The following is a 12,424-nucleotide window of genomic DNA, read 5'->3' as shown; positions in this document are numbered from 1 at the left end:
CGAGGCTTGGGGGAAGTCGACGTGATCCTGCCATCGGGCGACCCATCAGAACAATGTCACAGGTCATATGACATCGACTGCGGCGGGCATAACACCGCCCCACCGGGACCGGCCGCCCGCTCCGGCCCCGCGGCCGGACCCGGCCTCCCCACCTCCGGACCCGGCCTCCCTACGGCCGGACCGGCCGGTACGTCCGCGCCGCCCACGCCTGGAAGGTCGGCGAACTGGCGATCAGGTCCCGGTAGGCCGCGGCCGCCGCGCCGAACAGCGTCTCCACCACCTCGCCGCTCACCCCGGCGGCCTGCCAGGCCAGCAGGTGGCGGACCCAGATCGGCGTCCCGGCGAGCGGCTTGACCACCACTTCGGCCAGCGGCCTGGTGGTCGCCTGGACGACGGAGATCCCGAGCCCGGCGGAGATCATCTCCTGCAACTCCAGCCGCCCGCCGAGGAACTCGTGGACGGTCGCCGGGGTGAAGCCCGCCGCGGCGCAGGCCCCGTAGAACACGCCGTGCCAGCCGGCCCCGTCGTCGGGGGTGAGGAACCAGTCCTCCTCGGCCAGGTCCACCAGGGCGATCTCGGTGCGGTGCCGGAGCCGGTGGCCCGCCGGGAGTGCGACGAAGGCGGGCTCGGTGACGATGCCGCGGTGCGCGACGGCCGGCGAGTGGCGCAGTTCCCGGCCCGGGTAGTCGACGGCCACGGCGGCCTCCGCGTCACCCTGCTCCAGCAGGTCGACGATGTCCGACGAGCGGTAGACGGAGGTCACCGTGAAGCGCTGGTCGGGCCGCTGGTGCCGGGCCCTGGTGACCAGTCCGGGCAGGATCGGCGAGATGGTCGCGGCCAGGCGCAGCTCCTGGCGGACCGGCTCGCCGGGGGCCGCCGGGCGGCGGCCGAGGCAGTCGGCGCGGGTGAGGAGGTCGCGCGCGGCGGCCACCACCTCGACGCCGAAGCAGGTCGGCGCGACGCCCACGGCCGTGCGCTCGAACAGCGGCGCGCCCAGGTGGCGTTCGATCCGGCGCAGTTGCGTACTGGTCGCGGGCTGCGAGGCGCCGAGCAGGACGGCGGCCCTGCCGACGCTCCCGGTGTCGGCGATGGCGCACAGCACGCGAAGGTGCCGCAGTTCCAGCTCCATGACCCTCCCCCTCACGCAAGGGCCGCACCCTCCCGGCCGACCGCTCCGGGCGGGAGGGTGCGGCCCCGGCGGTGGCTGTGCAACAGCACACATGACATGTCGGCCGCTCACCTTCGCCCCGCGCGAATCACCTCGTCAAGCCCCCTCCGGGAGCCGAACGGCGGCGCCGGCAGCGGCCTTTACCGGCGCATTGCGTCCCCCTGACCGCTCCCTGACCCGCACCCCGGCGACCGTCCGGCCCGGCACCCGCCACCCCGCCCGACGCCGGCCCCCGCGAAGCCCCTCCGAAGATCCTCCGAGGATCCTCCGTGGCCCCTCCGCGGCCACCCCGCCCGACGCCGCCCCGCCGGGGCGAGCGAGACTTGAAGAGTTCTTCACCTTCCGGGACTCTGAACTCTCCTGAGCGTTCCGCGGAGCGGCACCGACCGGTCTGGAGGCCGGCAATGACAGCCATGTTCGACCAGGAGCTGCGCGAGCAGCTCACCCAGGCCCGCCGGGACCTCGCAGCGGCCCGGGCCGAAGGGGACGCCGACGGCGTCCAGGCGTACGAGGGCCGGATCGCCGGACTGCTCCGGCTCGCCGCCCAGCACGGGATCGACCTTCCGCACAGCGCCGACGAAGAGGAGCACAACCGGCCCTGACCGTCCCGCACCGGAACGGCGAGGAGGCGGCACCCGCGTGAACGGGTGCCGCCTCCTCTGCCGTCTCCTCCGCCGAACTACCCGGAGCCCCCGGAGTCCCCGGAGTCCCCGGAGTCCCCGGAGCCCCCGGACCGCCTCGAACGCGATCAGCGCCCGTCGAAGCCGGCCGGCACCCCGGAGGGCCGCCGGGTCACTTCCCGATCGGCTCCAGGACCGCCACGCACTCGAAGTGGTGCGTCATCGGGAACAGGTCGAAGGCCCGCAGCGAGACCGGCCGGTAGCCGCCCTCCCGGAAGAACGCCAGGTCCCGGGCGAGCGCCGCCGGGTCGCAGGCGACGTACGCGATCCGGCGCGCCTCCAGGCCGACCAGGTGCGCGACGGTCTCGCGCCCGGCGCCCGAGCGCGGCGGGTCCAGGACGATCAGGTCGGTGGCGGTGATGCCGGTGCGCGGCAGCAGCGTCTCGACGCGGTCGCACTCGATCCGCACGTTGTCCAGCGCGGCCAGGTTGTGCCGGGCGTCGGCCACGGCCTGCTTGGAGGACTCGATGCCGAGCACCGCGCCCTCCTCGCCGACCCGGTCGGCCAGCGCGCCCGCGAACAGGCCGACGCCGCAGTACAGGTCGAGCGCGTTCTCACCCCACTGCGGGTCCAGGCCGTCCAGGACGGCGTCCACCAGGGTGTCCGGCGCCTCGGGGTGGATCTGCCAGAAGCCGCCGTTGCTGACCCGCCAGGTCCGCCCGGTCGCCCGCTCGCGCACGAAGCTGCGGCCGTGCACGCGGTGGATGTCGCCCTGGTCGTCCACCCTGGCGATCGACACCGGCTTGTCCAGCTCGACCAGCGGCAGCTGGGCGCCGGGGCGCGGGGTGAGCACCACCTGGCGGTCCGAGGATCCGCTCGCGGCGATCACCTCGACCGAGGCGATGCCCGGCCAGTCGCGGGCCTCGATGCCGAGTTCGGTGACGCCCTCGGCGGCGATCAGGCAACGGTCCACCGGCTGCACCTCGTGCGAGCGGTGCTTGCGCAGACCGACCTTCCCGGTCTCCTGGTCCACGGCGTACTGCACGCGGGTGCGCCAGGTCGGCACCTGCCCGGCCGGCAGCTTGCCGCCGACCGGCTCGACGCTGCCGTCCCAGCCCGCCTCGGCCGGGGTGAGACCGGCCAGCTTGGCCAGTTGCTCGGTCAGCACCTGCCCCTTGAGCTTGCGCTGCCCGCCCGGGGTGACGTGCTGCCAGTCGCAGCCGCCGCACTTGCCGGGCCCGGAGAACGGGCACGGCGGCGCGATCCGCTCCTTGGCGGGCTCCAGGATCTCGACCGCGTCGGCCCGCAGGAACCGGGAGGTGGAGGTGCCCTCGGTGACCAGTGCGACCACCTTCTCGCCGGGCAGCGCGTGCCGGACGAACAGCACCCGGCCCTCGTGCCGGGCCACGCAGTGCCCGCCGCCGTGCGCGACCGGGCCGACCTCGACCTCGTAGCGCTGGCCGGCCAGCGGATCGCCGGACGGCGTCTCGGGCCGCGCGGCCCGCGGCGCGGTGCGCAGCGCCTTCGGCGGCCGCACCGCCTGCTTGCGCGGCCGCTCCCCCGGCGTGCGGGACGCCTGCGCGCGGGATCCCTGCGCACGGTCGCCCTTCGGCGCACCGTCCTTGGAGCGCTCGGCCTTCTGCGTGCGCTCGGCCTTCTGCGCACCGTCGGTCTTCTGCGTACGGGCGGCCTTCGGCTTCCCCGTGTCGGCTTCCGCCGGACGCGCGGGAGCAGGCTCGCCCGGCGCGAGCGGCGCGGTCTGCGCGGTGAAGCCGTCGCGGTCGGTGGCGGCCGGGCGCACGGGCTTGCCCCAGCGCGGCCGGGCGACCTTGCCGGGCTTGGCGGCGCCCTTGCGGGCGCCCTTGCCCGAGGATCCGGAGGAGCGGGACGGGGTGTTGCGGGTCACTGGGCGGAGTCCTTGCTGCTGTCAGCGGTGGCGTCTGGCATAACGGGGACCTTCGACTTTACGGCCTTCGGCGCCCGAGGCTCGCCACGCCGGACGGCACCCGGCGCCGACCAGGCCTTCTGCGGCTTGCGCCGCTCGGAGGACTCCAGCTGCCACGGCACCGAGGTGACCATCACCCCGGGCTTGAACAGCAGCCGCCCCTTGAGCCGCAGCGCGCTCTGGTTGTGCAGCAGGTGCTCGTACCAGTGGCCGACCACGTACTCGGGGATGTAGACCGACACCACCTCGCGCGGGCTGCTGCGGCGCAGGTTCTTCACGTAGTCGAGGACGGGCCCGGTGATCTCGCGGAACGGCGAGTCCAGCACCTTGAGCGGCACCTCGATGCCGCGCTCGTCCCATTCCCGGCGCAGCGCCGCCGTGTCGGCCGGGTCGACGTTGACGGTCACGGCCTCCAGGGTGTGGGCGCGGGCGAGCCTGGCGTAGGCGAGGGCGCGCAGCGCGGGCTTGTGCAGCTTGGAGACCAGCACGATGGCGTGCACCCGGGTGGGCAGCACCACGTCGTCCGGCTCCTCGGCGGCGGTGAGCTCCTCGGAGACCCGGTCGTAGTGGCGGCGGATGCCCTTCATCATCACGAAGAGCACGACCATCGCGGCGATCGCGATCCAGGCGTGGCTGATCTTGGTGACCAGGACGACGATCAGCACGGCCATGGTCATCACCAGGCCGAAGGTGTTGATCGCCCGGCTGCGCTGCATGTGGCGGCGCTTGGCCGGGTCGGTCTCGGTGCGCAGCAGCCGGGTCCAGTGCCGGATCATGCCGGACTGGCTCATGTTGAAGGAGACGAAGACGCCGACGATGTAGAGCTGGATCAGCCGGTTGGGGTCCGCGTCGAAGGCGATGACGAACAGGATCGCGGCGATCGCCAGCAGGATGATGCCGTTGGAGAAGGCCAGCCGGTCGCCGCGGGTGTGCAGCTGGCGCGGCAGGTAGCGGTCCTGGGCGAGGATCGAGCCGAGCACCGGGAAGCCGTTGAAGGCGGTGTTCGCGGCGAGCACCAGGATCAGGCCGGTGACGGCGGCGACGAAGTAGAAGCCGGGCGTGAAGTTGTTGAAGACGGCTTCGCTGATCTGGGCGAGCGCGGTCTTCTGGTGGTAGCCGGGCGAGGAGCCGACGAGCTGCTCGGCCGGGTTCTCGGCCATCTGCACGCCGGTGAGGCGGGCCAGCCAGATGATGCCCATGAACATCACCACGGCGATGCTGGCCATCATCAGCAGGGTGGTGGCGGCGTTCTTGCTCTTGGGCTTGCGGAAGGCCGGCACGCCGTTGGAGATGGCCTCCACGCCGGTGAGCGCGGCGCAGCCGGAGGAGAACGACTTGAGCAGCAGGAACACCATGGCGAACCCGGCCAGCGATTCGTTGCCGGGGGTGGCGGCGAGGTGGAATCCGGAGCTCTCGGCGGGCATGTCCTGGCCGAGCAGGAAGTGCCGGACGAAGCCGTAGCCGACCATGCCGATGACGCCGATCATGAAGGCGTACGTCGGGACGGCGAAAGCGGTGCCGGATTCGCGGACGCCGCGCAGGTTCATGCCCATCAGCACCACCACGACGATGACCGACAGGGTCAGTTCGTGGCCGCGCAGCGCGGGGACGGCGGAGACGACGTTGGCGACGCCCGAGGTCGTCGAGACGGCCACGGTGAGCACGTAGTCGACCATCAGGGCGCTGGCGACGACGAGCCCCGACTTGGGCCCGTGGTTGACGGTCGCGACCTCGTAGTCGCCGCCGCCGCTCGGGTAGGCGTGCACGTTCTGCCGGTAGGAGGCGACCACCGCGAGCATCACGATCGCGACGACGACGCCGATCTGCCAGGAGAAGTGGATCGCCGAGGCACCCGCCACGGAGAGCGTCAGCAGGATTTCCTCGGGGGCGTACGCGACCGAGGAGAGCGCGTCCGAGGCGAAGACGGGCAGCGCGATCCGCTTGGGCAGAAGTGTTTCGCCCAATTTGTCGCTGCGCAGGGCGCGCCCGATCAGGATGCGTTTCGGTAGGTCAGTCGGCATAGGCACGTTAAGGAATCGTAGGGGCTTCCCGGGCCGGGCTCCGCCGTTTGTCCCCCCCTTCGTCGCGACTGCGTTCTATGGACCGGCTAGCGTGTCGGATACGAGTCGGCGGGCAACACTCACGTTGTGAGTCGGCGCCCCACGAGAACGCTCGCCCAGGGAAGCCGGGTGGGAAAGGGAGATGAACGGTGTTTGCGCAGGTCAAGAACCCTACGGGACGGGTGAGGTAGCGCCGGTGCACATCGTCATCATGGGCTGCGGCCGCGTGGGCTCGGCCCTCGCCAGAGCCCTGGAGAAACAGGGCCACTCGGTGGCCGTGGTCGACCAGGACCCGACCGCGTTCCGTCGGCTGGGCGCCGGGTTCAACGGGCGCCGGGTGACCGGCGTCGGCTTCGACCAGGACACCCTGCGCGAGGCGGGCATCGAGGAGGCCGGCGCGTTCGCCGCGGTCTCCAGCGGCGACAACTCCAACATCATCGCCGCGCGGGTGGCCCGGGAGAACTTCGGCGTGGAGAACGTCGCGGCCCGGATCTACGACCCCCGCCGCGCCGAGGTCTACCAGCGCCTGGGCATCCCGACCGTGGCGACGGTCCGGTGGACCGCCGACCAGATGCTGCGCCGGCTGCTGCCGAGCGGCGCCGAGCCGCTGTGGCAGGACCCGAGCGGCGGCGTCCAGCTGGCCGAGGTCGCCTACGCCCCGGGCTGGGTCGGCCACCGCATCAGCGTGCTGGAGGAGTCCTCCGGCGCCCGGGTGGCGTTCGTCACCCGGCTCGGCGAGGGCGTGCTGCCCTCGCCCCAGATGGTGGTGCAGGAGGGCGACCTGGTGCACGTGATGCTGCGCCGGGGCGACCTGACGGCGGTCGAGGCCGCGTTCGCGCAGGGGCCGAAGGAGGAGGGTCACTGATGCGGGTCGCCATTGCCGGGGCCGGTGCCGTGGGTCGCTCGATCGCGGGCGAGCTGCTGGAGAACGGGCACGAGGTCCTGCTGATAGACAAGAACCCCAACTCCATCTCGGTGGAGCGGGTGCCCATGGCGGAGTGGCTGCTGGCCGACGCCTGCGAGATCACCTCGCTGGACGAGGCGGCCCTGCAGCGCTGCCACGTGGTGATCGCCGCGACCGGCGACGACAAGGTGAACCTGGTCGTCTCGCTGCTCGCCAAGACCGAGTACGCGGTGCCGCGGGTGGTCGCCCGGGTGAACAACCCGAAGAACGAGTGGCTCTTCAACGAGTCCTGGGGCGTGGACGTGGCCGTGTCCACCCCGCGTCTGATGTCCGCCCTGGTCGAGGAGGCGGTCAGCGTCGGCGACCTGGTCCGGCTGATGCGCTTCAGCCAGGGCAACGCCAACCTGGTCGAGCTGACCCTGGCCGCCGACACCGAGCTGGTCGGCACCCGGGTGGGCGACGTGGCCTGGCCGCAGGACACCGCGCTGGTGACGATCATCCGCGAGGGCCGGGTGCTGGTGCCGGGCAAGGACGACACCCTGGAGGGCGGCGACGAGCTGCTCTTCGTGGCCGCGCAGGAGCGCGAGGAGGAGCTGGAGGACCTGCTGTCGGCGTCCTCCGGCGCCCAGTAGGGCCGAAGGCGCGGACCGGACACGGGCGAGGGCCCGCACCCCTGGTGGGTGCGGGCCCTCGCCCGTCGCGTTCGGACCGGCCTGCCGGGGCTCCGGCTAGCGGGCCGGCTCCTCGTCGTCGTCGAACTGCGCCTTGATCGGTGGCGGCGCCTTGAGCAGGATCTGCCAGGTGACGTACATCGCCAGCAGCATCGGCGGGATGCCGAGGGCGACCTTGAGCCAGCCGAGCAGGTTGACGTTGTGGGTGAAGTAGAGCGGGAAGAGGATCACCGGCTTGAGGCCCATGATCACCACCCAGGCCCAGGTCGCCTTGGTGTAGGCGGCGAACCGGCCCGGGTTCTCCTTGCGCCAGGTGAACATCTCGCCGGTGACCGGGCCGAGCATCACGCCGATCATCGGCCAGCGCACCAGGGCGGAGACCGCCAGGGCGATGCAGTAGCCGACGTTCCACAGCAGGCCGGGCAGGTAGAAGTCCTCGGCGCGGCCGCTCTTCATCGAGATCCAGGCGCCGAGGGCGACGCCGAACACCCCGCTGAAGGCGTGCTGGACGGTCTCCCGCCGGGCCAGCCTGGTCACCACGAACACCGCGCACAGGCCCAGCGCGGCCCAGGCGGCGGAGCTGACCTGGTGGGTGATGTTGAAGGTGACGATGAAGACCAGGCCGGGCAGCGTCATGTCGATCATGCCGCGCACGCCGCCGAAGGCCTGCAGAATGGTGTCGGCCGCTTCCTTGGAGGCGGCGGCCTTGCGGGCTGCCTCCTCGGCCGCGCTGTCGGCGGCCTCCTTGGCGACGACGGCCTCGCGGACGGCCGCGTCGGCCGCGGCCCCGGGTCCGTGCGGGCCGGGCGGCGCGTGGTGGTTCGCGGCCAGGTCAAGCTGGGCGGCGGACTCGCCGCCGGGCTGGTTGCTCACGCTCATTCGCTCCCGTGTCCGACCGGACGCAGCTCATAGCGGGGGTTGAACAACACGCGGCGCCCGCGTGCGTGGCTGATCCGGCCGCTGGCGACGAGCCGGCGGCCCGGCTCTATGCCCGCGATCGAGCGGCGGCCGAGCCAGACCACGTCCAGCGCCTCGGTGCCGTCGAAGAGTTCGGCCTCCAGGGCCGGCACCCCGGCCCGCGGGCGGAGCGTCACCGTGCGCAGCGTGCCCGCGACGGTGACCAGCTCGCGGTCCGCGCAGCCGGCGATCGGCGTGCAGCCCGACTCCGCCGCGCTCTCCTGGCGCAGCTCCTCGGCCTGCAGCTCCTCGGCCGAGGAGGTCAGCCGGCTGAGCATGCGGCGGAATCGCCCCTGCGGCTGGTCGCTGCTGTTGTCACCACTCATGCCGGAAGGGTACCGGTTTCCGCACCCCCGGCGGCAGGCCGTACGGCCACCGGGGGCGCCCCGGGGGTCAGCTCTCGAAGCGGTAGCCCATGCCCGGTTCGGTGATGAAGTGGCGCGGGTGCGAGGGGTCACGCTCCAGCTTGCGGCGCAGTTGGGCGAGGTAGACCCGCAGGTAGTTGGTCTCGGTGCGGTAGGCGGGGCCCCACACCTCCTGGAGCAACTGGGTCTGGCTGACCAGTCGGCCGGCGTTGCGGACCAGCACTTCCAGCAGGTGCCACTCGGTCGGGGTGAGGCGGACGTCGGTGCCGTCCCGGTTGACCTTCTTGGCGGCGAGGTCGACGGTGAAGCTCTCGGTGACGACCAGCGAGTCGTCCTCGCCCGCGACCGGCTCGGCGCGGCGTACGGCGGCGCGCATCCGGGCGAGCAGCTCGTCCATGCCGAACGGCTTGGTGACGTAGTCGTCGGCACCGGCGTCCAGGGCCTCGACCTTCTCGTCGGAGGCGTGCCGGGCCGACAGCACGATGATCGGCACCCTGGTCCAGCCGCGCAGGCCGCGGATCACCTCGACGCCGTCCATGTCGGGCAGGCCCAGGTCGAGGACGACGACGTCGGGATGGCGGGCGGCGGCCAGTTCCAGGGCGCTCGCGCCGTCATGGGCCGCGTCGACCTCGTACTTGCGGGCCTTGAGGTTGATCACCAGCGCGCGGACGATCTGCGGTTCGTCGTCCACGACGAGGACCCGGGTCATTTACGGGCTCCGCCTTTCAGGGCTGTCGGACTTACGGACTGTGGGACTTGCTGAACATACGACGTGCGGAAGCGGGGAACGACAGGCCGGAGCGGCAGGCCACCGGCCGTCACGTGATCAGCCTCGACAGCGGATCGTGCCCGTCGCCGGCCGCCTCCCCCGGTTCCGGCGGCCGCTCGGCGGCGGGCAGGCTGACGACCATGGTGAGGCCGCCACCGGGGGTGTCCTCGGCCGTGACGGTACCGTCCATCGCCTCGACGAAGCCGCGCGCCACCGCGAGCCCGAGCCCCACCCCGGCGCCGCGCGGCGCGTCCCCGTAGCGCTGGAACGGCGCGAAGATCCGCTCCTTGGCGTCCTCGGGCACGCCCGGGCCGCGGTCCACGATCCGCAGCTCGACCCGCCCGGAACCGCCCGGCTGACGCAGCGCGTCGGCCTTGACCAGCACCTTGACGCCGTCCGGGCTGTACTTGACGGCGTTCTCGACCAGGTTGGCCAGCGAACGCTCCAGCAGACCGCCGTCGGCCCGGATCATCGGCAGCGTCTCCGGGACGTCGAGGCGCACCGACTCCGGCGGCACCCCGCCGAGGGCGAACGGCACCACCTCGTCCAGGTCGGTCTCCTGGATCAGCGGGGTGACGGTACCGGTCTGCAACCGGCTCATGTCCAGCAGGTTGTTGATCAGGTGGTCGAGCCGGTCGGCCCCGGCCTCGATGCCGGCCAGCAGCTCCGCCTCGTCCTCCGGCGCCCACTCGACGTCGGCCGCCCGCAACGAGGTGACGGACGCCTTGATCCCCGCCAGCGGGGTGCGCAGGTCGTGCGAGACCGCCGCCAGCAGCGCGGTGCGGATCCGGTTGCCCTCCGCCTCCCGGCGGGCCGCCGCGGCCTCCCGGGCCAGCCGGCGGCGCTCCAGCACCACGGCCGCCTGCGCGGCGAACGCCCCGAGCAGGCGCCGGTCCGCCCCCGGCAGCACCCGGCCGCGCAGCACCAGCGCCAGGCTGTCGCCGACCGGGACGTCCACGTCGGCCTCCTCCGGCCGCTCCGGCGGGCGCGGCCCGGCGGTGGCGACCGGCACCCAGGCACCGAGCGGCTCCGGACGCTCCAGCAGCGCGGCGCTCTCCTGCCCGAAGGTCTCCCGGACCTGCTCCATCAGCGCGGTCAGCACCCCGTCTCCGTTCGGCGCGCCGCGCAGCACGGTGCCGGCCAGCGCGCTGAGCGTCTGCGCCTCCGTCTGGCTGCGGGCCGCCTGGTGGGTGCGCCGGGCCGCCAGGTCGACCACGGAGGCGACCGAGATGCCGACCACGGTGAATATCGCCACCGCCATGATGTTCTGCGGCTCGTTGATCGTGAAGGTGTGGATCGGCGGCGTGAAGTAGTAGTTCAGCACCGACGAGGCGACCAGCGCCGACCCGATCGCCGGCAGCAGCCCGCCGACCAGCGCCGCGCACACCGTCAGCGACAGGAACAGCAGCATGTCGGTGGACAGGCCCAGCCCGCCGATCGCGGTCAGCACCAGCGCCAGCACCGGCGGACCCGCCATCCCGATCAGCCAGCCCGCGATGGTGCGGGGGCGGCCCAGGTCGGTGATCCGGCGCACCGGCACCCGCCCGCGCCCGTGCCCGGCGTGCTCGTGGGTGACCATGTGGATGTCGATGTCGCCGGCCTCCCGGGTCACCGTGGTACCGACGCCCGGCCCGTAGAGGTACTGCCAGGCCGGCCGGCGGCTGGTGCCCAGCACGATCTGGGTCGCGTTCACGCCCCGGGCGAAGTCCAGCAGCCCGGCGGCCGGGTCGTCGCCGAGGACGGCGTGGAAGGAGCCGCCGAGGCTCTCCACCAGGGCCCGCTGCTCGATCAGCGTCTGCGGGGAGCCGGTGCCCGAGAGCCCGTCCGAACGGGAGATGTGGACGGCGAGGAGCTCGCCGCCCGAGACACGGGCCGCGATCCGGGCCGCCCGCCGGATCAGCGTCGCCCCCTCGGGGCCGCCGGTCAGGCCCACCACGATCCGCTCCCGGGCCTGCCAGGTGCCCTCGATGCCCTGCTCGGCCCGGTACTTCTGCAGGTACTCGTCGACCCGGTCGGCGGTCCACAACAGCGCCAGCTCGCGCAGCGCGGTCAGGTTGCCCGGGCGGAAGTAGTTGGCCAGGGCCGCGTCTATCTTCTCCGGCGCGTACACGTTGCCGTGCGCCAGCCGCCGCCGCAGCGCCTGCGGCGACATGTCGACCAGCTCGATCTGGTCGGCCCGGCGCACCACCGCGTCCGGCACGGTCTCGCGCTGGCGCACCCCCGTGATGCCCTCGACGGCGTCGCCGAGCGACTCCAGGTGCTGGATGTTGACGGTGGAGATCACGTCGATCCCGGCCGCCAGCAGCTCCTCGACGTCCTGCCAGCGCTTGGCGTTGCGGCAGCCGGGGATGTTGGTGTGCGGCAGCTCGTCCACCAGCGCCACCTGCGGGCGGCGGGCGAGGACGGCGTCCACGTCCATCTCGGTGAACGCGGCCTCCCGGTGCACCAGCTGCCGGCGCGGCACGACCTCCAGCCCGTCGACGAGCTCCGCGGTGAGCCGCCGGCCGTGATCCTCCACGAACGCCACCACGACGTCCGTACCACGCTGCTGTCGCCGGTGCGCCTCGGCGAGCATGGCGTACGTCTTGCCGACCCCGGGGGCCGCCCCAAGGTAGATGCGCAGCCTGCCTCGTCCCATGAGCACCATTCTTGATCCGGCTCTGCCCCGGGGCCACCCCCGGACACCTGTTCCCCTTCCCTTCGAGACTACGGCGTGAGCGGCGATTTTCCGCTGATCAGTGGACTGATCATGCGGTTTTAGCGACATATTGATGGCGCCCGCCCCCTCGGCCGGGCCGGCGTGAAAGCCTTCTGCCCTGTCTCCGGGAAATGCAAAAAGACCCCCTCCCGGACGGGAGGGGGTCTTTTCGGAATAATTGTTCGGCGGCGTCCTACTCTCCCACAGGGTCCCCCCTGCAGTACCATCGGCGCTGTAAGGCTTAGCTTCCGGGTTCGGAATGTAACC

10 protein-coding genes and 1 rRNA gene are annotated in these 12,424 nt (G+C 72.6%); 3 read left to right on the top strand and 8 right to left on the bottom strand.

Going from position 1 to position 12,424, the window contains the following annotated elements:
• Positions 1 to 169 precede the first annotated feature (169 nt).
• Positions 170 to 1,129 (bottom strand): LysR family transcriptional regulator, encoded by a 960-nt coding sequence (locus tag ACIO9K_RS21970; protein WP_363620190.1) that lies wholly within the window; start codon positions 1,127 to 1,129, stop codon positions 170 to 172.
• A gap of 443 nt (positions 1,130 to 1,572) precedes the next feature.
• Here ACIO9K_RS21970 and ACIO9K_RS21965 point away from each other — a divergent pair, with 443 nt between their 5' ends.
• Positions 1,573 to 1,770 carry a hypothetical protein gene (locus tag ACIO9K_RS21965; RefSeq protein ID WP_363588357.1) on the top strand — a complete coding sequence of 66 codons (198 nt, stop codon included), beginning with the start codon at positions 1,573 to 1,575 and terminating at the stop codon, positions 1,768 to 1,770.
• A 190-nt stretch (positions 1,771 to 1,960) separates the two neighbouring features.
• On the opposite strand, the gene ACIO9K_RS21960 is transcribed toward ACIO9K_RS21965, so the two are convergent.
• Together ACIO9K_RS21960 and ACIO9K_RS21955 are read right to left on the bottom strand one after the other, a co-directional pair.
• Positions 1,961 to 3,307 carry a class I SAM-dependent RNA methyltransferase gene (locus ACIO9K_RS21960; protein WP_363588367.1) on the bottom strand — a complete coding sequence of 449 codons (1,347 nt, stop codon included), beginning with the start codon at positions 3,305 to 3,307 and terminating at the stop codon, positions 1,961 to 1,963.
• 383 nt (positions 3,308 to 3,690) lie between these two features.
• Positions 3,691 to 5,760, bottom strand: coding sequence for an APC family permease (locus tag ACIO9K_RS21955; protein WP_363620188.1), 2,070 nt, complete (start codon positions 5,758 to 5,760; stop codon positions 3,691 to 3,693).
• Between the two features lie 229 nt (positions 5,761 to 5,989).
• Here ACIO9K_RS21955 and ACIO9K_RS21950 point away from each other — a divergent pair, with 229 nt between their 5' ends.
• Positions 5,990 to 6,658 (top strand): TrkA family potassium uptake protein, encoded by a 669-nt coding sequence (locus tag ACIO9K_RS21950; RefSeq protein WP_363369779.1) that lies wholly within the window; start codon positions 5,990 to 5,992, stop codon positions 6,656 to 6,658.
• Positions 6,658 to 7,329, top strand: coding sequence for a TrkA family potassium uptake protein (locus ACIO9K_RS21945; RefSeq protein ID WP_063347598.1), 672 nt, complete (start codon positions 6,658 to 6,660; stop codon positions 7,327 to 7,329). Before ACIO9K_RS21950 ends, ACIO9K_RS21945 begins: the two co-directional genes overlap by 1 nt.
• Positions 7,330 to 7,425: 96 nt before the next feature.
• Here ACIO9K_RS21945 and ACIO9K_RS21940 read toward each other — a convergent pair whose 3' ends face one another.
• The 5 genes from ACIO9K_RS21940 to rrf form a co-directional block, all read right to left on the bottom strand.
• Complete coding sequence (locus ACIO9K_RS21940; protein ID WP_363588361.1) at positions 7,426 to 8,241, bottom strand: DUF3159 domain-containing protein; 816 nt, start codon at positions 8,239 to 8,241, stop codon at positions 7,426 to 7,428.
• A 2-nt stretch (positions 8,242 to 8,243) separates the two neighbouring features.
• Positions 8,244 to 8,651 carry an OB-fold nucleic acid binding domain-containing protein gene (locus ACIO9K_RS21935; RefSeq protein ID WP_063347599.1) on the bottom strand — a complete coding sequence of 136 codons (408 nt, stop codon included), beginning with the start codon at positions 8,649 to 8,651 and terminating at the stop codon, positions 8,244 to 8,246.
• A 67-nt stretch (positions 8,652 to 8,718) separates the two neighbouring features.
• Positions 8,719 to 9,399, bottom strand: a complete 681-nt coding sequence (locus ACIO9K_RS21930) for a response regulator (protein WP_033351413.1) — start codon at positions 9,397 to 9,399, stop codon at positions 8,719 to 8,721.
• A 109-nt stretch (positions 9,400 to 9,508) separates the two neighbouring features.
• Positions 9,509 to 12,097, bottom strand: a complete 2,589-nt coding sequence (locus ACIO9K_RS21925) for a sensor histidine kinase KdpD (RefSeq protein WP_363620186.1) — start codon at positions 12,095 to 12,097, stop codon at positions 9,509 to 9,511.
• Between the two features lie 240 nt (positions 12,098 to 12,337).
• A 5S ribosomal RNA gene (gene rrf / locus ACIO9K_RS21920) occupies positions 12,338 to 12,424 on the bottom strand; the annotation flags it as partial.

This window comes from Kitasatospora sp. NPDC087271 (assembly GCF_044744605.1).
Taxonomy (GTDB): Bacteria; Actinomycetota; Actinomycetes; order Streptomycetales; family Streptomycetaceae; genus Kitasatospora.
This window is presented reverse-complemented; position numbering and strand designations above follow the sequence as displayed.

Bases quoted from the DNA above. Each gene is read 5' to 3' on its own strand.
- ACIO9K_RS21925 (WP_363620186.1), bottom strand. From the start codon at position 12,097: ATGGGACGAGGCAGGCTGCGCATCTACCTTGGGGCGGCCCCCGGGGTC.
- ACIO9K_RS21970 (WP_363620190.1), bottom strand. From the start codon at position 1,129: ATGGAGCTGGAACTGCGGCACCTTCGCGTGCTGTGCGCCATCGCCGAC.
- ACIO9K_RS21965 (WP_363588357.1), top strand. From the start codon at position 1,573: ATGACAGCCATGTTCGACCAGGAGCTGCGCGAGCAGCTCACCCAGGCC.
- ACIO9K_RS21930 (WP_033351413.1), bottom strand. From the start codon at position 9,399: ATGACCCGGGTCCTCGTCGTGGACGACGAACCGCAGATCGTCCGCGCG.
- ACIO9K_RS21935 (WP_063347599.1), bottom strand. From the start codon at position 8,651: ATGAGTGGTGACAACAGCAGCGACCAGCCGCAGGGGCGATTCCGCCGC.
- ACIO9K_RS21945 (WP_063347598.1), top strand. From the start codon at position 6,658: ATGCGGGTCGCCATTGCCGGGGCCGGTGCCGTGGGTCGCTCGATCGCG.